Annotated in this window: 16 protein-coding genes and 1 pseudogene; 2 read left to right on the plus strand and 15 right to left on the minus strand. The window is 63.2% G+C overall.

Annotated elements, in window-relative coordinates:
* A pseudogene (locus AC1DIO_RS27280) lies at positions 1-149 on the plus strand (IS481 family transposase); the annotation flags it as partial.
* Positions 150-525: 376 nt separating this feature from the next.
* Here the strand turns inward: AC1DIO_RS27280 and AC1DIO_RS27285 are convergent.
* From AC1DIO_RS27285 to AC1DIO_RS27305, 5 genes are all read right to left on the minus strand, one after another.
* Positions 526-3,315, minus strand: a complete 2,790-nt coding sequence (locus AC1DIO_RS27285) for a virulence-associated E family protein (RefSeq protein ID WP_476854376.1) — start codon at positions 3,313-3,315, stop codon at positions 526-528.
* Between the two features lie 2 nt (positions 3,316-3,317).
* Complete coding sequence (locus tag AC1DIO_RS27290) at positions 3,318-3,518, minus strand: hypothetical protein (protein ID WP_476854377.1); 201 nt, start codon at positions 3,516-3,518, stop codon at positions 3,318-3,320.
* Positions 3,518-3,769: a hypothetical protein gene (locus AC1DIO_RS27295; protein ID WP_476854378.1), complete on the minus strand. Its 252-nt coding sequence runs from the start codon at positions 3,767-3,769 to the stop codon at positions 3,518-3,520. The genes AC1DIO_RS27290 and AC1DIO_RS27295 overlap by 1 nt, the downstream gene beginning before the upstream one ends.
* 82 nt (positions 3,770-3,851) lie before the next feature.
* Entirely contained in the window at positions 3,852-4,166 is a 315-nt protein-coding gene (locus AC1DIO_RS27300; protein WP_476854379.1) for a hypothetical protein, read from the minus strand.
* On the minus strand, positions 4,166-5,341 hold the full coding sequence (locus AC1DIO_RS27305; protein ID WP_476854380.1) for a tyrosine-type recombinase/integrase: 1,176 nt from the start codon (positions 5,339-5,341) through the stop codon (positions 4,166-4,168). Before AC1DIO_RS27305 ends, AC1DIO_RS27300 begins: the two co-directional genes overlap by 1 nt.
* A gap of 1,866 nt (positions 5,342-7,207) precedes the next feature.
* Between AC1DIO_RS27305 and AC1DIO_RS27310 the strand changes: the two genes are divergently transcribed.
* A complete protein-coding gene (locus tag AC1DIO_RS27310; protein ID WP_441504890.1) occupies positions 7,208-7,900 on the plus strand; it encodes a MarC family protein in 693 nt (230 codons plus the stop codon).
* Between the two features lie 731 nt (positions 7,901-8,631).
* Here the strand turns inward: AC1DIO_RS27310 and AC1DIO_RS27315 are convergent.
* From AC1DIO_RS27315 to AC1DIO_RS27360, 10 genes are all read right to left on the minus strand, one after another.
* Entirely contained in the window at positions 8,632-9,906 is a 1,275-nt protein-coding gene (locus AC1DIO_RS27315) for a polysaccharide biosynthesis/export family protein (protein WP_441504891.1), read from the minus strand.
* Between the two features lies 1 nt (position 9,907).
* The gene (locus AC1DIO_RS27320; RefSeq protein WP_441504892.1) at positions 9,908-11,173 is read right to left on the minus strand and encodes a hypothetical protein; all 1,266 of its coding nucleotides are present in this window, start codon (positions 11,171-11,173) and stop codon (positions 9,908-9,910) included.
* A complete protein-coding gene (locus AC1DIO_RS27325; RefSeq protein WP_441490654.1) occupies positions 11,170-12,177 on the minus strand; it encodes an SDR family NAD(P)-dependent oxidoreductase in 1,008 nt (335 codons plus the stop codon). The genes AC1DIO_RS27320 and AC1DIO_RS27325 overlap by 4 nt, the downstream gene beginning before the upstream one ends.
* On the minus strand, positions 12,174-12,866 hold the full coding sequence (locus AC1DIO_RS27330) for a sugar transferase (RefSeq protein WP_441504893.1): 693 nt from the start codon (positions 12,864-12,866) through the stop codon (positions 12,174-12,176). Before AC1DIO_RS27330 ends, AC1DIO_RS27325 begins: the two co-directional genes overlap by 4 nt.
* A 44-nt stretch (positions 12,867-12,910) precedes the next feature.
* On the minus strand, positions 12,911-14,047 hold the full coding sequence (locus tag AC1DIO_RS27335; protein WP_476854381.1) for a DegT/DnrJ/EryC1/StrS family aminotransferase: 1,137 nt from the start codon (positions 14,045-14,047) through the stop codon (positions 12,911-12,913).
* Between the two features lie 66 nt (positions 14,048-14,113).
* A complete protein-coding gene (locus tag AC1DIO_RS27340; RefSeq protein WP_441490651.1) occupies positions 14,114-14,833 on the minus strand; it encodes a nucleotidyltransferase family protein in 720 nt (239 codons plus the stop codon).
* Positions 14,834-15,539: 706 nt separating this feature from the next.
* The gene (locus AC1DIO_RS27345) at positions 15,540-16,274 is read right to left on the minus strand and encodes a hypothetical protein (RefSeq protein WP_476854382.1); all 735 of its coding nucleotides are present in this window, start codon (positions 16,272-16,274) and stop codon (positions 15,540-15,542) included.
* Between the two features lie 134 nt (positions 16,275-16,408).
* Positions 16,409-17,206, minus strand: a complete 798-nt coding sequence (locus tag AC1DIO_RS27350) for an FkbM family methyltransferase (RefSeq protein WP_441504896.1) — start codon at positions 17,204-17,206, stop codon at positions 16,409-16,411.
* 628 nt (positions 17,207-17,834) lie between these two features.
* Positions 17,835-18,077, minus strand: coding sequence for a VanZ family protein (locus tag AC1DIO_RS27355; protein ID WP_476854383.1), 243 nt, complete (start codon positions 18,075-18,077; stop codon positions 17,835-17,837).
* A 182-nt stretch (positions 18,078-18,259) separates the two neighbouring features.
* Positions 18,260-18,784: a helix-turn-helix transcriptional regulator gene (locus AC1DIO_RS27360; protein WP_069882281.1), complete on the minus strand. Its 525-nt coding sequence runs from the start codon at positions 18,782-18,784 to the stop codon at positions 18,260-18,262.
* Positions 18,785-18,796 lie beyond the last annotated feature (12 nt).

Raw genomic sequence — 18,796 nt, forward strand, 5'->3', positions numbered from 1 at the left:
TGGTCTTCGTTACCGCCTACAACTTCGCCAAGCATCTCAAGGCGCTGCGATGGCGAACGCMCTATCAGGCCATCTGCGACGCCTGGATCAGTGACCCGTCACCCTTCAAAATCAATCCGCACCATCTCATCCCGAGACCGCACACCTAGATCGGGTGATGCGAAGCCCAGGACAGAGGGTCCACACTCCGGTCCACAACTGGCTCGCCGCCTAAAGAGCGATGGCGACCCTCTCTCGAGCGCTCCCCTCGCTTCTGTTGCCCTCCTCGTTGCCCCTCTGTAGCGGCGGCAGGGCAACAGCCTAAGCCTCAGAGTTTGCAGGTAAATCGACCAGAAACCTGCATCTGTTGCCCCTGTAGCGGTGAATTTCCTTAGAGGTCCGCCACGCGCATGCCCCCCTCTCTCACTCCCTCTTAATGACAGTCTTTTGTATATTTCACCGCTACAGGGGCAACACCGCCTCAAACCTCTGATAAATATAGTGTTTCGGGTGTTGCCCCACAGCAACAAGCAGGGCAGCAGGCCGCTACAAATCAGACAAGGGGCGCTCGTATCCCTTCATGACAGCGATGCCGAATGGCCTCGTCCCGTCCGTTCCCATCGGGTACCGCACGCGGATGTCTTTGGGGCCGCTCCATCCCAGCCTGTTCATCACCACCGCCAACCGCGCGTAGATGGCGCTGGTCATCTGCCCGGGCTTCATACTGAGTTGCTCCAGAAGCAATTCGGCAGTCCCGATGCGCTCGACCCCATTGCCACGCTCGCCCCGCACATTGGCAAAGACGTCATCCCAAGGATCGCGCACGCGGCGCCTGTCCTGCTGCTCGGCGGCGTCCGCATAGAGGCTCGGATCAATCGTCAATTCCTCGCCGAATTGCTCCAGAAGCGCCGCCTCAGCCCAAAGCTGGTCCCTATCGCGCTCCAGCGCCTCAAGGTCGATCTCTCCGGTCCTGACCGGCCAGAAGCGGCGGTTGCCGGTATGGTCGTTCAAGTAGCCCGCCTGCTCGCCGCCGTTCGTGGTGCCGATGAAGATGCAGCGGCGCGGCTTGTCGACACGGAACCGCCCATACGCCGGACGCGCGGAGTCCACCGAGCGGCTCAAGATATTCTTCACATGCTCGACGTCCGCCTTCCGCAGACCGGTCAATTCGCCAACCTCGAAAATCCAGACGCCGGTCACCGCCTCCTGCTGCGCCTTGGGATCGTCCCATTTGATCGGGGCGTCGCTGAAATTTTCCTTCTGGCGGGCCAGGATCTGTACGGCGCTGCTTTTTCCGCTGCCCTGCTCGCCCTCCAAGACCAGCATAGTGTCGAACTTGCAGCCGGGCTCGCGAACGCGGCGCACGGCGGCCAGCAGGGTCTTGCGGCCGAAGGCCCGGTTCAGCGGCGTGTCGTCGGCGCCCATGTAAACGGGCAGCAAGCGATCGATGCGCGGTGTCCGATCCCAAGCCAATCCGTTCAAATACTCGAGGACGGGGTCGAAGCGATTGGTCTCGCACGCATACTCCAGCCCCTCCTGCACGTTCCCCTTGCCAGGATCGAAGCCGAATTTCGAGATGATCGCGTCGCGGACCCTCCTCGCGGAGGCATCGCTCAACTCCCCCTTGAACTCCCCCCCGAGGGTTTTCCTGTCGTGAAATTCGTCGTAGCGGGCCTCGATGCGTATCTCATCGATCGCCAAACGCGTATTCTTGTAGGAATTCGACTTCAGCTTGCCAGCCCGGTCACGCTCCCAACCGAACGGTGGCGCGTTGCTGGCGCGCCCCGGCTCCGCCTTCTCCTCGTCTGCCGCGCTGTCCCAGTGCTCTTCGGCCCCGGCCTTCGCTCCAGCGCCAGCCGCGTCATCCTGCATCGTTTCCTCCTGTCGCGGACTCGGCTTGAAAATCCCCTTGAACGCCTCGCGCAGGGCGCACTGGGCGGGCTTGTCGAACATCAAATCGTTCAAGGCGTAATAGGCGCGCTCGGCCATGTAGCTCTCGACGCCATCGCTTCCGGCACCCCAATCCTCGACGAAGGCAGAACGCAAAGCGTCGATGTCACGGCCTTCGCGACGCGCCTTGGCGACGTCGTCAACGAACTGTTTCATCCAGCCATCGAGGTGGATTCCGATGGCGTTCCAGTTCAGGCAGCGCACCTCGCTGAAGCGTGCCGCCCAAGCCGCAAGGAAAGCCTTTGCTGCCTCTTCGCCAACGCCGCACCACGCCAGATGCCCGACGACGCGAAGAACGTCTGTGCGATTGGCGTCGCCAGCGAGGGCCACAGCCGGGTTGAACCAGTCATGGGAGTCTCCCTTGCTTTCGAACGGATTCCCGTCACGCCCCTCCCTGCGGTTCGCGCGCTTCGGCTTTTTCCATTCGCTGGCCGCGTAGAGGCCTGCGGGGTTCTCACCGAGGGCAGCCTCGACCTCCTCGATGTTCACACGCCTGCCAGAGTCCAGCCCTTCCACAGGCTCTATCAGGATCGGCCTGCCGTATCGGGGCTTGCAGTTGAACGTGTACGGAAGCCGCAGGAGGTGGCCGACATCGTGGGCGTTGGGATCGCCGCCGTAGAGGTCGATCAGGCGGCCCGTGGCGGCTTCAACGCGGGCGATGTTGCCGGGGGTGGCCTCGAGTGTCCCCTCGAGTGGGATGAAGACGTGCAGGCCCCCGCCAGAACGATTGATGATCGCCGGGCGCAAGGGCGACCCGAGGAAACCGTTCACGGTGCGGTGAAGGAGCTCTTCCGGCGAATTAACCGTGTGATCCTTGAAGTCGATCTCGAAGGCGAGGCAAGAAATCTGGCTGATGAAGTCCTTCCGCCGCAGCGAAGTGGGCCGATAGACGGGTTTGTGGGTCGGGTCGGCCCTCACCTTCGCGCGCTCGGCGCGGTTGTGGGCCTTGGCGTCCTTCTGGTTGCCGAGCGCTTCCGAGTGGCTGACCGGCGCCGTGGACACGAAAATGGCCCGACCAGGACCGCCGTGCTTGACGACAAAGTCCTGCAAATGAAAAGCGGCGTCCTCGGAAAAGGGATTGATCAGCGCCTCAACCGAACGGGGGCGCGCATCATCCCATTTTTCGCAGGCCTTCCGCCGTTCGTTCGGCAGCGAGACGATGTAGAGCGCGCTGCCGGGATCAGGCGTCCTCATTATCGCCTGAAGAAACGCAATCATCTTCACGACATGGGAGGCGTGCGGTTTATCGCCGGGCGCGTAGTCCCCGGAAGGAGTCTGGCGCGCCTCCTCGTCAAAGGCGGCGCGGCGCTTCCTGTTGGTGGCCTCGTCGTCGAACTCGTCATCGTCATTGGCGTGCGGCGGCTCGGGTTCAGGCTTCCCGCCCATCATCACGCCCCGGCCTTTTTCTCGGCGCGTACCTGACGCGCGGTGGCCCCTGTCTCGGACATTTGGGTCGGCGCGGTCTGGTCTCTGAACAGGGCCATATCAACGGACCTCCTCAGGACCGGCGGCGCGCCCAGGCTCCATGGCGCCAGAATTTTGTTGGAGCGATTGCCGGGCCAAAGCGCGGCGCAGTGGCGCTTGTCCATCACGCCCTCCGCAGTTGCAGCTGCTTGGCTTCGGCGGTCGAACGAACGGGCTCGCCGAGCACTTCGCGCGCCCAAACGTCAAGGGCGTCAGTCGCATAGAGGGGATTGCCCGGCACCGGGTAGTAGGCCGGCCCCTTGCCCGAGACAGCGAGGTGGCCCAGCGTGTTGGGCTTGTAGCTCAGACCATGGGTTTCGAGCAGGTATTTGGATGCTTCAGCTCGATTGAACTTGCGCGACGGGGCGGCGGGCATGTCTTGATCCTCCAAGGTTTGGATGACCAAGACTATCGAGGCGGGAGACTCCGTGTCCTCCGCAGAGTCCCGCATGCGGTTTTTATCGTGCCTTGCCCTTCGGCCACGCCAGCTTGACCGCTTCTTCGAAAGTCCGCTGCGAGAATTCACCGGCGCCGGGGCGCTCACGGAGTTGTTTGGCGACGTACTTCAGCTTCGCGCGCGGCCTCCCCAGCTCATACATGGCCTGAAGTTCATCCGCGAGGCGCTGGGCAAGGCTGTCGCTCTTGATCGGCTTCTGCTCGGCTCTGATGATCGCGGCGGCCCGTTCAGCGACTTGCCGCAGCTTGAAGTCCTCGACGGCCTTCAGGCCGCGAGCAATGACATATTTCGGATCGTCGGGGTGGAGGCCGGACACTACGCGCGCCTCGCGCCCAGATCGACAACCGCGCCGCCGAGAACGGCGTCGCCCATGAGTCCCGCGATTTGGTCGGCCACTTGATCGGCGGCGCGCAACAGGGTGGCGTCCGCGTGGATGTAGCCTTGCGTAGTCGAAGACTTCCTATGGCCGAGCAGGAAGGCGATGGTCAGCTCGGACATCCCAAGCCCGAAAGCCTCGGACGCGAACGAATGTCTCAGGACATGGGGCGTGATGTCGGCAGGCATAGCAGCCATCTTGGCGAGCCGCAGCCACATTTTATGGTAGCCGCCCATGGTCTTGTCCGCGTCGGCGGCGCTGGGAAAGACCATCTCGCCGTCCCGCGACTGGCGCTTGAGGATAGTGCAGGCGACATGCGAGAGCGGGCGGATACTCTTGCCGGTCTTGGTGTCGACCAGTCTGGCCGTCCGGGTCTGAAGATCGACCGAGTCCCACGTGAGCGAGATCGCCTCGGCCCTGCGCCAGCCCGTGACCGCGATGAAGCGGCTTGCCGCTACGGCGCTGGCCAATGACGCAGGCGCATCGCGCAGGGCCGCGCCCAGCCGGGCGTACTCTTCGCCGGAAAGGCGGCGCTCGCGCTTGCCATCCGCCGGGCGATCGACGCCCCGGACTGGATTGTCGACGCGCATGTTCTTGACGACCGCGTAGGCGAAGATCGCGCCCAGCATGCCGACCACTCTGGCCACGCCATGGCCATCGAGCTTGTCGCGGAGTTTCTCAATGTCGTGCCGCGTGACGGCGGCGACCTTCAGGCGGCCAAGGGCGGGCTTGATGTGCAGGTTGATCCGGCTCTCGTCGGTGGCGATGGTGCTCGACTTCTTCGCCTTGCCGCGCTTCTTGATCTTCCCCGCCTTGGCGTCGGCGATGTAGGCGTCACAGAGCGTTTCGACAGTCGGCGCGGCTCGCCATGCGGCTTTGACCGCGCCGGGGTCCCTGCCTCTGGCGACTTCAGCCAGATGTTGCTGCGCCTGCTCGCGCGCCAGCTCCAACGTCAGGCCAGCCCCGTGCCGCCCAAGCGTCATCATACGCTGAAGGCCGAGCTTCGTCCTGTAATAGAGCACGTAGGCGACGGCGGTGCTGCGCTGGCGGCGGACTCCAAGGCCGGTCACGCGAGAGTCCCAGACCGTCGTGTTTGGCAGCAGCGCCTCGATCATCGCGATGGTGATGGCCCTTTTGGTCTTCGACATCTTCCCGGCCTGCTGGTCCCTGCTAGCTATCTAGCTAGCGCATAGATAGCAGCTTTGGGTGAATGTCGTCCATCGCAACCCATCGCCGGGCGACGAAATCCATCATCGTCAGATGGACTAAAAATGGCTTAATTATAAGGATATTAGATGGATGAAGAGGTCATGATGTTGAAGCGGCGAAAAGATCGTCCGAATACGGCGCCAAAGTCCGGCTCTGCCCTCCGAAGGCAAAGGTCACACGTTCGAATCGTGTCGGGCGCGCCATTATAGATAGCCTTTGTTTTCAAGGGCTTATGCTTTGGAATCCCCTCCTCAGAGACGATCAGAATCCCTGTCTGTCGCAGCATTTGTCACAGCTGTCACAGGGTGCTTATGGCTACGATCCGCAAGAGAGGTTCCAGTTGGCAAGCTCAGGTTAGGCGCGAGGGCAGCCCTCCCGTCTCCAAGAGTTTCCCCACGAAGGCTGCTGCGTCCGCATGGGCGAGAGGCCTTGAGGCTCAGATGGACACAGCCCACCTATCACCTTCGATCCGTGATCTCCGCACGATAATCGTTGCGCACCTCCTTGAGCGATATGACGAGGAGGTCAGCCCTTCCAAGCGTGGTGCTCGCTACGAGAGGGCGCGTATCAAGTTCATGCTCACGCACAAGGTCGCTGAGGAGCGCCTAGGAGGAGTCTCAGGGGCTTCCGTGGCCCGCACAGTGCAAGCCTGCCACCGTGCGCCGCGAGCTTGTCATTCTGCGGCATGTGTTCGAGTTCGCCATCAAGGAGTGGAGCATTCCGCTCCCTAGCAATCCCGTGCGAGCCATCGAGATACCCAAGGACTCTGCGGCCAGAGACAGAAGGCTTCATGAGGGCGAACTGGCCAAGCTGTTCGGCGCGAGAGGCCCAAGGACCGCATGGTATCTAAAGCCCTTCATCGTCCTCGCCATCGAGACAGGCATGACGCGCGGAGAGCTTGTGTCTCTCCAGGGGGCTCATGTGGACCTCATGAAGCACACATTGGTGTAGCCATGATGCTCTTCATCACAGCGTCGGACTGGTCCGGCTTCATGAGAACGGTGACGATATAGTGAAAGATGAAGGAGCTAGCGAACGACACGCCGMAGATCAAGATAGACTTGCCTATCTTCTGAAGGAGGCCGTCAGGACGGCTGCAATGAACGAATAGACCGGATGCTCAAGTCTCAGCAGATACGCGAGCGCAAAGGCGAGCGTGCCTGCGAGGACGACTCGCAGGGCGAGCAGAATTCCGGCGAGCTCCGTTTGATGTTTCACGTCGCCTGAAACGCCTCATCTGGTCGGCAGACTAGCCGGTAGCACGTCGACACGCCACGAGACCGCGGCCGATCGAGCCGATTGCACCCCCGGAACCGTCACCACAATCGAGGCGCGACCGTACCTGCCGTTTGACGGCTCGTTCCAAGCCAGGGTTTGACTGACCTGCAGGCTTTGACGTCCAGATACAGCAAGGCGTACGGTGATKATCGATGGCCGAGACATGATCGCGGCGCCATACCGTGTCCACATCCGCCGCGCCAACCAGGCTTTACCAGTCGAGTAGCCGGGAGGCCKTCACAGTCCGGCTTGATGTGGTGCCCGTCCCATGGCTCCACTGGACGCGCAGCACAGCGGAGAACCTGAATAGGGTGCCATGACAATTTGAGGGCTCAGCAATGAAGGATGCGATCGGAGACGACGGTGAACGGCATCCCGTTCAGCCGGGTGGACAGGGCGACGATGCGTGCTTTGCTCTTTCCGGAGAGCTGCTTCCCGCGGAGAAGCGCCCAAACCTGTGCATCGTCAGCCCCCACCATATCGAGCCGGCTTGAATGTCCGCGGCCATCAATACGTTCCTGGTTGTGCTCGCAGCCATCTTTCCCGTGGTCAATCCGCCGGGGTCAGCACTTGTTTTCCTGGGATTGACACGCGGCGCAGTGCCCGACACCCGGCGCATCCTCGCGCGGCGTATCGCGGTGAATTCGCTCTTCGTCCTGATGGGAGCGTTCCTTTTGGGCGCGCTCATCCTGCAGTTTTACGGAATTTCGATCCCCATCCTGCGCGTGGCGGGCGGGCTGATCGTAGCGGTATCCGGATGGAAGTTGCTCAACGAAGGCAGCCAGAAGGATTTCGACGCGCATGCGGACGATGTGTCGCGCGCCAACCTCCTGACGCAGGCCTTCTATCCGCTGACCCTGCCACTGACCACCGGTCCTGGCACGATCGCTGTCACGATCAGTATCGGCCTTTCACGCGCAACGTTCACGGCGTCCTCTGGCGCGGTCGTTTTCGTTCTCGCCAGCCTCCTTGCCATCGCCGTAATCGCCCTCAGCATCTGGCTCTGCTTTACCTATGCCGTTCGCGTGCAAAAGCTTCTCGGGCAAGGCGGCACCGAAATTGCGGTTCGCCTTTCGGCGTTCATTCTGTTCTGCCTGGGCGTACAGATCCTGTGGTCAGGAGCGAGCGAATTGCTGAGCTCTCTCCTGCATGGACCGGTCGGCGCAGCCTCAGCCATGGCGACCTGATTCCAGGAGATGCCTGAGGCGAACGAACGGCATCTCCTCGCGCGCCGGTAGCAAACCGTACCGGCGATGAATGGCACTTCCCTGTCACGAGCCTGAGGACCATCACTGGAAGCAGGGGGCCGGAGCGCAGTGTTCTCCCACGCGACCTCGGCGTTCAAGCTCCACGACCGCCGTTCTGACGTGAGATCGCCAACTTGCCGGCCCCGTGTTTTTCTCGGATACTATTATCGTATGAAATGAGTTGAAAGATCGCGCGATGAGAGCTGCTCTGGTTGTTTCCAGCCTTATTCTATTGACCAGTATTGCAGGCTGCACGCCGCGCGAGGAATTTGCCTCACCCGCCGTTGTATCCACCGCAGCGCCCCGTGCCTCGGCCGAGCGCAGCTATCTCGACGTGGGCCCCGCTCCCGGCCGAGGCGGCCCGGCCTATCTCCAGGCGAACACGGCAAGCGGACCACGGCAAACGGACTTCTTTGGCAACGACGTGCTGCCCCGCGCACCATAGGTGCCTTGGTAATTTCAAACCCGGCCCGAGCCTTTGGCAAGGGCAGGTGCCTGGCCCGGCGACATCGATTGCCCGGCCTGATCGCCAGCGTGTGCCGGCGGCCCAAAGTAGCCCCCAATGCCGGATGCGCGCGTCGAGACGCCGATGGGGAGGGCACAGCGGACGGTTGGCTCGGCGTTCCCTGACGAATGCGCGGACGGCATCGGGGCCTCGATCCTGCTGACCGCTACTGGACGGCTGCAGCAGTGGCCCCCTCTCCGCGGAACACGGCCTCGATGACATCGCCCGGCTCGACCTCGGTGTCCTCGGTGGAGGGCAAGCGCTGCCATTGCTGGCCAGCCTTACGGACGATGACGACCTCCGAGCGAAGGTCGTTGCCTGCAGCTGGCATGGAGCTCACATTGCCGAGGGGGCGGAGCTTTTCGCTGATCGCCTGAATTCTCACGCTGAGATCCGCCAGGCGTAGATTGGAGTCCCTCAGCTCGCGCAACAGAGTGATCCGCCGCTGATTGGCGACGCGCTCGAGTTGGCGACCATATTCTTCGACCTGAAGCCGCGTCCGCATCAACTGAGCGGTGGTTTCCAGGCGGCGCGATGACGATAGGAGCAGCGCGCGTCGGCTCTCGCTGATACGCTGGCTCACGAGGGCGCCGCTTCCAAACAGCTTATTGACCCGCTCAAGCTCCTGGGAATCGGCCTGCACTCCCTTTTCCTCTTCCTGCTCGCGCTGGATCAGCACCGTGACCTGTTCGCCTGCCTCCTTTACGGCGCGCTCCAGAAAACTCCGCTCGTCGCGGAAATCGGCCAGCGAGATCTTGAGCGATTCCGCCTCGCTCTGGGCAACGCCCGAGGCCACGATCGTGGGCAGGGGCGAACTCCTCGGCGGGCGCAGATCAAAGGTCTCCTGATCATCCAATTCAGCGCGGACGCGCAGCGCGTGGAAATACTCCTTCAGATACTCGGTCCAGAGCGAGTCGTGATCGCGCCTCATATCAACAGGATCCGGGCCGAGCTGCCCGGCACGAGAGCGAAGAAGGCTGTATCCGCCGGCAACGGTAATGGCTTGCCGGACCGTCATGGTCGGCCGATAGGCCTGCTGGCCGGGGGTGAGCACGTCGCCGGCGACATAGATCGGCCGGTATTCGGCGACCCAGGTGGTCACGTCGCCCGGCCTGACGACCTGGACCTGTTCGCGGCCATCTGGAGCGCGAAATCGGAAGACCTTGGTCGGCATCAGGGCCTCCATCCGGCTCTGGAACTCCGCCGGGGTGAGGCCTGCGACGACGACCGACCCGACAGCCGGCAATGCGATCGTGCCGTCGAGCTGGACCGTCGCGCGCTGACGCTGATCCGGCAGGCCGGCCAGGGCCATTTCGATGGTATCGCCCGGAGCGAGCCGGTACGGAGCGCCGGCATGGGCTCCGCCACCCAGGCAGGCTGCCAGCAGGACACCTGATGCGAGCCTGCCGAGGCTGGAACGCTTGACTGCAAACAGGGTCATTTCACTGGCCTCTCGCGTGCTGTCCGGCAGGGGCGACCTCGTCGGGCCAATCCAGGCGCGAGACGAAATCGAAGACGGGGCCGCCTGCCTGCCCCCAGTTGCTCGACCAGATGATCTGCGACCCATCGGGTGACGGCGAAGCGTGGGTCTCGCTCCAGTAGTCATGGGGCGCGTTTCTGGTCTGTGCGATCCGCCGGAACTCGCCGCTGCCGTCGATCTTGAGTGCCAGGATTTCCTGCGCGAACGGCGCCCACCCCCCGTGGCGACCGACCTCGTCCGGCATTCCGGAATAGCTTAGGAAAACCCAACCGGGCCGTCGCATCGCCAGGGAAGCGTGCTGAGCCTCGCCATAGCGGGTCAAGGCGGTGACGACACCATCATCGAGACGCCGCTTGATAACCTGGAACTGGTCGGGAGGCGCCTTGCTGATGCCGACATAGACCTCGCGGCCGTCCGCATCCACCGTCATGTCACCATGACCGGGCCGGTGGTTTTCGGTCCAGCTCTGCACCAGTGCCCCTTCGAGCGTGAAAATGAAGGTCTGGTTGGTCTCGTCCGGCAAGCTCTGGAGGCAATAGACATGCACGCCCAAGGGAGAGATGGAGCAGGCATTGCTCTGGCCTGGGAGCTTGGCGAGCGCGATGTCGGGAAACTTCGTCCGGGTCGTCAGGTCGTAGGCGAAGGCAACCAGTGCCCCACTCTCCGAAAGTGCCCGCACGACGATACGGCGACCGTCCCAGGACGGGTTTCCCTTGTAGGGGCCGAATTGAAGGTTGCGATGATGGTCTGCGGTGTAGACCACGCGCTCGAGATTGGTCCGCGGCGCCCAGAACGAAACAGTCTGCCCCCCAACGCAGATCATCAGCTCCGGATTGCGTGGGTGCCATTCGCATTCGCCGCTCCGGGTGCGCCGGAAGAGCGGCGCATAGCTGCGACCATCAAGAAAGCACAAGCCGTTGCAGCCATTGACGATGACGAGGAGGCTCTGATCCGCGTTCCAGGCCTGGGCGCTCGAATAACGATGGCTGCAGTGGCCGGGGCCGCACACGATGCCCGAGCCCAGTGGCCCCGGCCGGGTCACCCGCGTGAATGCCACGCCGAAGGCCGGGTCCGATGCAGGCTGCAGATATCCGGGCAGCGGCATGTCCACCGGCGCGACCAGCTGCGCGGCAGAGAGGTCGTCGGCTGCGGCCGCGGGCCAGAATGCCGGCACGAGCGCGGCGGCCAGGAACGCCCCAAGCCATGATCTCGGAAGAACCGACCTCATGTGATGAAGTCCTTCTGGCGGCGAACCTGCCCCGCCGCCACGCGGGTGAGCCACCACGCGATCGTCCGTTCCAGGCCCTCGCGCAGACTCGTGCGCGGTCGCCAGCCGGTTTCGCGCTCGAAGCGGGAGCAGTCGGCCAGCAGTGCCCGCACCTCGGAATTGACCGGCCGCATCCGCGTCTCGTCGCGCAGAACCGGCTTTTGGCACGCGCTCAGTTCGCGGATCAGTTCGATCAGGTCCGCAACGGTCACCGCCCGCTGACTGCCCGCGTTATAAGCGTGTCCGTAATCGACCGCGACCGCGCTGCCTGCGGCCATGAACGCCGCGACGGTGTCCTCGACGAAGGTCAGGTCCCTGATCGGCGTGGTGTCGCCCACCATGATGGCCGTGCAGGCCGGATCGAGCGCCTGGCGAATGATGGTGGGGATGATTGCCCGCTCGCTTTGACGCGGTCCAAACGTGTTGAACGGCCTGAGTGTCACGACCGGAAGCCCGAACGACCGCGCAAAGGCCTCGGCCATCATATCGGCGCCGATCTTGGACGCCGAATAGGGCGACTGGCCCTGGAGTGGATGGGTTTCGCTGATCGGCATCGTCAGCGCCGTGCCATAGACCTCGCTGGTCGAGGTGTGGACGATCCTCTCCGTGCCATGCTGGCGCGCCGCTTCGAGCACGTTCAGCGTCCCCAACACGTTGGTCTCCACATAGGACTGGGCAGCCAAGTAGGAATGGGGAATGGCGATCAGAGCGGCGAGGTGGAAAACGATCTCCTGGCCCTGCACGATTCGCCCGATGAACGCGGCGTCGCGAACGTCCCCCCGCACGAGATTCAGCTGATTGCGGGTGGCCTCTGGAACATCGTCGAGCCAGCCATGGCTGTCGAAGGAGTTGTAGAGGGCAAGGGCCGTGACCTTGGCGCCGTCGCGCACCAGCGCCTCGGTCAGATGGGACCCGATGAAACCATCGGCTCCGGTCACCAGCACGCGCATGCCGCTGTAGCTCATTGAGCTGCTCCCTCGGACTTGGTTGCTTCACGGGTTTCGGCAACACCTGGCCGGCCTGTCCGCTGAGCGGGCACGGCCTGCGACGGGACCCAGCCGAAGACGGCCAGAACGCCCCTCATGAGCCACCCAATGTCGCCGACGACGCTGTGATGGGGGAAATAGGCGAGATCGAGCCGCGCCTTGGTCGGAAACAGCACATCCCGATAGAAGCGCGTCGGGTCCATGTCCGGCGGGTAGAGACTGCCCTCGTTGCGGAACAGGATCTGACTAGGCCCCAACAGACCTGGCTTGTGCTCCAGAACCTGTTCGAAGCCATTCTGGAAGCAATCGGCAAAGGCCAGCGACTCGGGACGCGGCCCGATAATGGCCATGTCGCCCCTCAGGACGTTCCAAAGTTGCGGAAGCTCATCGAGTTTGGTCGCGGCCAGAACGCGGCCGACCGGTGTCATCCGCCCATCCTTGGCCATGGTCAGGGGACATCCCTCGGTGCCGCAGGTGGCTGCGAACTTACGGAACTTGTACATGCGAAAGGGCTGCCCGCCCTTTCCCAGGCGGGCCTGGGAAAACAGGATCGGCCGACCGCCCTCCAGCCAGATGGCGCAGGCAATGACCAGCATGGGCAAGGCCAGGACCAGGGCGGCTGCAGATGCGACGATGATGTCGAAGGCGCGACTCGCAACCGCGTTCATATCGACGCCCGCCGCAGAATGCCCGACACGGATCTGACGGGGCATCATGCGACGGCCTTGACGACGGTTTCGGCCTGCACGGCACGCGCCAATGTGTCCACGACCAGTTCGACCGTTTCGGCTTCCATCCGCGGGTGGAGCGGCAAGGTCAGCTCGCGCAGCGCGAAGTCTTCGGTCCGCGGCAGTTGCACACCGGGGCAGAGCTCACGGTAAAGCGTCATGAGATGGACCGGAGGGTAGTGTATCGTCGTCTGAATGCCGTTCTCCCGCAGGTGATCGATGACCTCCTGCCGCACCACACCGGCCKGCAAGACAACCGGCATGATGTGGAACGTGGATAGCCGCGGCTGCTGGAAAGGTACCGTAACGGACGGGCAGCGTTCGGCGATGAGCTGCCGGTAATCGGCCACCAGGCGGCTCCTGACCTCGTTCCAGCCCGGCAGCTTCCGCAGCTGGACAAGACCGATGGCGGCCCGCATCTCGTCCATGCGGTAGTTGAAGCCAAGCATGGTGACATCATAGGTCGGCGTGCGCGCGTTCAGGCGCTGGCGCGTTCCGCTGGTCATGCCGTGCCCCCGCGCCTGCCGGATCGTCTCGAGCAGGGCGGAATCGCGGGCGATGATCGCGCCGCCCTCGGCGGTGGTCATGTTCTTGTTGCCGTAGAAGCTGAACGCGGCAGCTTCGCCGAAGGTCCCGACCTGCCTCAACCCGGGCGCATGTGCAGCATCCTCGATCACCAGCAGCCCTTTCCGGCGAGCGAAGTCCCGCCAGGCCTCGCGATCGGCGAGATAGCCGGCGAAATGAACGAGAATGACGGCCTTGGTCCGCGCGGTGCAGCGGGCCTCGGCGTCGGCCAGCGACATCAGCGGAACATCCGCCGACTCGATATCGACGAAGATGGGCGTCGCGCCGACATAGACCACGCAATTGGCGGTGGCGACGAAGGTCAGGGCGGGAACCAGGACCTCGTCGCCTGGCCCCAGTCCCAGGGCATGCAGAATGAGGTGGAGGGCCGCCGTACAGGAATTGACCGCGACGGAATCCTCGACGCCATGGACTTCGGCGAAGGCCTGCTCGAAAGCTCTGACCCGGTCCCCCATGGTCAGCCAGCCACTGTCGATGACCTCTGCAAGGGCAGTCTTCTCTTCGGGGCCCAGGATGGGCTCGGCAACCAGCAACATGGAAGGCTCCATCACGCGTGGCGGACAAGTCGCCGGCGCCGAGCGGCGCCGGCCAGACCGGCGTCGTCAGGCCGCGACAGGGTGCTCGATCACAACCGACTGCTCGTCCCAGGCGACGTCCTGCGCCTTGTGGAAGTCGTCGACGCGACCGATGTCGAGCCACACACCCTCGTGCTTGAAGACGTGCACGGGCGTGCCAGTTTCCAGCATCTGGAACATCAGGTCGTCGAACCCGAAGGGCACTCCCGACGGAATGAACTCGAACACTGAGGGATCCATGCAGTACAGGCCCATGCTCACCAGATGCGGCAGCGCCGGCTTTTCCCGGAAGGTCTTGACCTCGCCATCAACCTCGTCGATCACGCCGAAATCCATCTTGATCGTGCGAGTGGTCGTCGCGATGGTCACCGGGCCCGGATGGTGCCGATGGAAGCTGGCAAACTGGCTGAGGCTGATATCGGTAAGCACGTCGCCGTTGAGCACGAGGAACGTGCTGTCGAGCTGGTCCCGCAGCAGCGAAAGTGGGCCGATCGTACCGAGCGGCTCGACTTCCTGGGTATAGGTGATCTTCATGTTCCACTGCGCGCCGTCTCCGCAGAAACTGCGAATGAGATGGCCGAGATATCCGGTCGTGACGAAAACCTCCTGGATTCCGTTCCGGCGGAGCCATTTGAGCAGCAGCTCCAGGACCGGCCTCGATCCGATCGGCATTAGCGGCTTCGGCAGGACCGAAGTATAGGGGCGCAGACGGGTGCCCTTGCCGCCGCATTGGATCACAGCCTTCATCCGAGCCTCCTATAAGTGGTCTGCGGCCACGTGCCGCTCCGGCTTGCTACGTGTGGCGCCGGGCATGACAGCGGTGGAGCGGTGTCGGAGTGCCTGACACGTCACGGCACAAGGCACCGGTTGGATCACCACGCACATAGTTCACCCGGTCATCTGGGAGAGGATGCTATGAGCGCCGTAACCCACTGTCTTCGTTCGTTTGCATGATGGAGGCGGGGCATGCCGCCATCGGCTCTTCTGCCTCCGGGCCCGGCGTCGCGTATTTCCCGCGATAGCCTTCACTCCCGGCCGGCGCGCCCCCCCGATCCCGCCTCTCCTGGAGAAGCCGGCTGGCCGGGTCCGGTGCAGGGTCCAGACGGCCCCTTCGACGAGAGGATTCCCGATGCCGCGTGTCTCTGGTCCCTCTTCAGCGACCAGGCTGCGCGACACGGGCTGCGGGAGCCCGCTGACCGCGGCCTGCACAGCGGCTGCCCTCGCCCTGCACAATCCACCTGGCGCTGAGTGATATCCTGGCTCTCACGGGCGACAGCCCCTGCCGCAGGGCCGATGATCGCGGTCGCCTCCGCCGTTGGCGGCAACTCGAGTCACCCCAGCCAATGCCTGCCCCCCGCCCCGACGCCGGATCAAAAGAATCGGCCGGTGAAATGGATTCCGGCTCTCGGGAAAGCTGGGTCATCGGACCGGAAACGGGGTCCGGTCCGATGCTCTAATGGGAGAGCGCCGCATAGCCGCGTGCTGCGGGCTCCTCCGCAACGGCTCGCGATGGGCGCATCCTGGCGAGAACTGCGGCGCTGATCCGATCGATCGACAGATTGCGGCTCGGGGCATCAATGCTGCTGACTCGGATCATGGGGAGCCCGCGCGCACCGACCAGGCCGGAGATCAGGTCGACATGGTCCACGTGGTCCAGGCTGCCTTGCAGGTCGATCTCGAGGTAGCGCTGAAGCGGGCCGATCCTCTGTCGACGATCCCGAAGGCGCKCCTCCAGGAGGGGGCGTGGCGCTTCGAAGCGGATGAGCAGGTCCGGCTTCGGCACGCAGTCGAGCGCGCGTCCGACAGGGTCGCGCTCGACTATGCCGCTGAGCAGAACGAGCGAGGCCACCGCCTGGACCATGCCCTGATCGAAGATCGTGATCGCATCCGAGGATTGCGCCGCAGTCCATTCGCGATGGAGCAGTGCCAGGTGCCAATGCAGGCGAACGCCCCATAGCCGATCCTTCGGTGGCAGTATCCTGAAGAGATCCGCGACGCCGCCGGCCGAACCGGCGGAGTTGAGCAACCGGGCGCTGGCCAGGCATTTGAGGATAATGCGTCTCAGCGGGTGAGCCCTCACGCCGATCAGGGGGGTCACGACATAGCCGAGACCGCGCAGATGGGCGGTCAGGGCGGACGCCATCGTCGTCTTTCCCGCCCCGGACGGCCCGAACATCTCGAGGATCATTACAAGCCTCTTCCTCTTGCCTTGACGCTCAGAGCCGCGTCCTGACCTCGGAAAATTAGGCCGAACAGAGAGATGTTGATCTCCATGTCCAGAAAACCGCCATGGGAGTCTGGTCTATCCAAATCGAAGAGGCCTTATATCCACTCCCTAAACAATATCCCATCGCTCTCTATCGTCTTTCGGATATTGGATTCCGCCACTACTTTGATTTCTCTCTCGAGACGTTTCATGTAAATGGAATGGAACTCTATATATGCCGCGTATAATTCTCTATGAGCTCCTGTATTTATCATATCGAATAGTATTTCGTATTCCGCACCTTCGACATCGAGCTTGAGAACGACGACATCATACAGCATTTTCTTTGCCATGATGAGGTTCGACAGCGAGAATGTCTCTACGACGTCAGAATCTGCATCCCCCGCGGCATACAGGCTGCTATTGTGCTCGGGAACGATCGATCGCCCTTCATAGGTAGGTTGGCGTCGATCCGACGGAGGCCCAAACAACTTGGTGAAGCCCTCCCGGACGCTCGCCGCCTTACCGATGATCTCGATATTCGCACTCGAACTCGCCTGKAGCGCCTGAAGATATGGCAGACAACTCTTGTTGGGCTCTATCATGATGAAATCAAAATATTCTTCGGTATAGTACCGACTGAATACGCTATATCCCTGCCCAACGTTTGATCCGCAATCGATGAAAAGCCCTCGCCCGCAAGAGCTGCTCTTTATCTTGGCGATAGCGCGCTTGGCGTCCGCTGACACGGCGATCCGCACGCGCATTGATCGAACTGGCGCACTCAGCGATAGAGCGGACAACTCCAGAAAGCGGAGTGCACCCTCGTCCTGCAAGACGTCGGCTGACTGCTGAAGCTTGGCCGAGAGTCTGGCACTGAGACGTCCGGCTGCCCCCATTGCGGCGTTAGTCATTCCTACCTCCATGACCGCAATACGCCTTGAGCGATGTGCGGCCTCACCTGCCACGCGCCCGGCCCATTCCTATCCAAGCATCCCAACCACCCTGATCGACGGAACGTCGCTCCATGCGTCTCGTCGAGCCCCGGCGCCAATCGACTTCTGCCTGTGGCCCGAGCACATCATGGCTGCACAGTCTCGCGAAGCAGCGGGTCAGGCCGTCAGAGGACACTATGGAGACGCCTTGTGAGCGTCATCGTCCATTCGAAGGATACTGCGGACGCCCCCCGCGAAGGACCGTCAGAAATGCCATCGGATCGCTGGCGAGATCACGCCTTCGCCAGCTATCCGCCTGGAACGCCATCGCCCCCGTCAGACCACTCCGGCGTCGGAGCAAGACAGGCAACAGGCTGGCGCGCGCGTGAAAGCCTGCGGTTGCGACAGACGTCCCTGTTTGCCGCATCAGACCGGCGCATCCGCAAGGGCGTAGCGGACGGTTTCTCACCTGTCCTTGCGATGTGAGGAGAAGCGATGCAGAGCTTCCGTTCGCCGAGCTGCCCGCATCGCCGCAATGTCTTGGCTCCGCCACAGCAACCGATGTCACCAGCCCAAGTCAAATCACCAATCCGCCTCGCCGAACGTGCTACTTCGAAACCCGATATCGCTTCGACCACGCTCGGCGCAGGACGAGACCAGCCGCCAGCCCGATCATGCTGCCGACAATACTGCACGCCGCATCGACGACTCGTGGCGTGCGGCCCGGAATCCAAAATTGGGCCAGTTCGAACCCGACGGCGCCAATGATCAGCAAGGCGGCAGACAAGGGGGCGCCCTTGCGCCCGTAGACCACCGCGAAAATTCCGCCCGTGATCGCATAGGCGAACACGTGCTCCAGCTCGGGTGGCGCCCGGGTTCTGAACTCGATGCTTCCGGGCAGGATCGAGGCAATGCCGACGAKGGAGAAGGCGCACCAGGCGACAGCCCGCCAGTGCTTCCAGCGGACAAGCCTGTCGATACCGGCGCTGCGTTGCTCCGGGTCGAGGCGGCGCGCCGAAGCAAGCCCGCTCCTCACGGCAGGACCGCGACACGGGCAAGCAGCGTGACCAGCTCCGCCTGGCGCCTGGTCTGCGTCTTGGCGAAGACCGAGGCCAGCTGGGAGCGAATGGTGGTTCGGCTGAGACGCCGACTGCGGGCGACATCCGCCGGCACATCGCCGCGCGCCATTTGAATCGCCAGGCGCGTCTCGGCCATGGTCAGGCCAAACATGCGCTGAAGCATGAAGGGATTGGGCTCCAGATGAGCATCAAGATCGAGAAGCATCACTACGCTGGTGCCGTCCGGCATGTCGTCCGCGACCTGATTGAGAACGAGAGGCGCATCGTCCTTGTCCGAAATGACGATCCAGGTCAGCGGGCCGAGTGACGGGCGGTTCGGCGCGCGCGCGATCAATCGCTTGAAGGCGCTCGTCAGTTGGTCGAGGCCTTGAACCGAGCCCGCCTCACGGCCAAGGATCAGCCGGGCCGTGGCGTTGGCTTCGACGATCTTCCGGCGGTCCTCGAGGACAAGATAGCCGCAGCCGATGCGGTCGAGCATGCTCAGAGCCAC

It is taken from the genome of Allobosea sp. 05T439, from assembly GCF_056396005.1.

What these genes read in the sequence shown, in the direction of transcription:
- AC1DIO_RS27285 (WP_476854376.1), bottom strand. Translation starts at nt 3,315, where the DNA reads ATGGGCGGGAAGCCTGAACCCGAGCCGCCGCACGCCAATGACGATGAC.
- AC1DIO_RS27290 (WP_476854377.1), bottom strand. Translation starts at nt 3,518, where the DNA reads ATGGACAAGCGCCACTGCGCCGCGCTTTGGCCCGGCAATCGCTCCAAC.
- AC1DIO_RS27295 (WP_476854378.1), bottom strand. Translation starts at nt 3,769, where the DNA reads ATGCCCGCCGCCCCGTCGCGCAAGTTCAATCGAGCTGAAGCATCCAAA.
- AC1DIO_RS27305 (WP_476854380.1), bottom strand. Translation starts at nt 5,341, where the DNA reads ATGATCGAGGCGCTGCTGCCAAACACGACGGTCTGGGACTCTCGCGTG.
- AC1DIO_RS27310 (WP_441504890.1), top strand. Translation starts at nt 7,208, where the DNA reads ATGTCCGCGGCCATCAATACGTTCCTGGTTGTGCTCGCAGCCATCTTT.
- AC1DIO_RS27315 (WP_441504891.1), bottom strand. Translation starts at nt 9,906, where the DNA reads ATGACCCTGTTTGCAGTCAAGCGTTCCAGCCTCGGCAGGCTCGCATCA.
- AC1DIO_RS27320 (WP_441504892.1), bottom strand. Translation starts at nt 11,173, where the DNA reads ATGAGGTCGGTTCTTCCGAGATCATGGCTTGGGGCGTTCCTGGCCGCC.
- AC1DIO_RS27325 (WP_441490654.1), bottom strand. Translation starts at nt 12,177, where the DNA reads ATGAGCTACAGCGGCATGCGCGTGCTGGTGACCGGAGCCGATGGTTTC.
- AC1DIO_RS27330 (WP_441504893.1), bottom strand. Translation starts at nt 12,866, where the DNA reads ATGAACGCGGTTGCGAGTCGCGCCTTCGACATCATCGTCGCATCTGCA.
- AC1DIO_RS27340 (WP_441490651.1), bottom strand. Translation starts at nt 14,833, where the DNA reads ATGAAGGCTGTGATCCAATGCGGCGGCAAGGGCACCCGTCTGCGCCCC.
- AC1DIO_RS27360 (WP_069882281.1), bottom strand. Translation starts at nt 18,784, where the DNA reads ATGCTCGACCGCATCGGCTGCGGCTATCTTGTCCTCGAGGACCGCCGG.